At 59.2% G+C, this 590-nt stretch carries 1 protein-coding gene; it reads right to left on the minus strand.

Features of this window, described 5'->3' with window-relative positions; translation table 11 throughout:
- The coding region (locus tag AC3A84_RS17325; protein WP_487971275.1) for an amino acid permease at positions 1-590 on the minus strand (590 nt) is incomplete at both ends.

Raw genomic sequence — 590 nt, forward strand, 5'->3', positions numbered from 1 at the left:
CGATGGTGGCATAGGCGAAGATGACACCTTGGATGACCAGGATGAGGGGCAGAACCCCCTGTGGGGCGAATCCGCCGTCGAATCTCCATAGGTTCGACACCGCTGCGCGGTGTCCACCGACGTTGACGTGGGAGGCCACTAGGCCGATGGCCACGATGATGAACGTTGTCAAAGCCACAACCTTGAGCAACGCTGCCCAGAACTCGAATTCTCCGAAGGCCTTAACACTGATGAGATTGACCGACACGAGGATCATCAAGGCGACAAGTGAGGGTACCCACATCAACAGGCTGGGCCACCAGAATTGCAGATAGGTACCGATGGCGGTCAACTCAGCGATGCCCGATGTCATCCAGTTCAGCATGTACATCCAGCCAACGGCATAGGCCCAGCGATCGCCAAGAAGTTCCCGGGCATAGGACACAAAAGAACCACTAGAGGGGCGGTGAATGACCAACTCGCCGAGCGCTCGCATGACGAGGAAGGCGATCACTGCGCAGAACGCGGAGGAGATGAGGACCGCTGGTCCGGCACTGCGCAGGCGGCTCCCTGCTCCAAGAAAGAGACCGACCCCGATCGCCCCGCCAATC

The sequence above is a fragment of the Paracidovorax sp. genome (assembly GCF_057642795.1).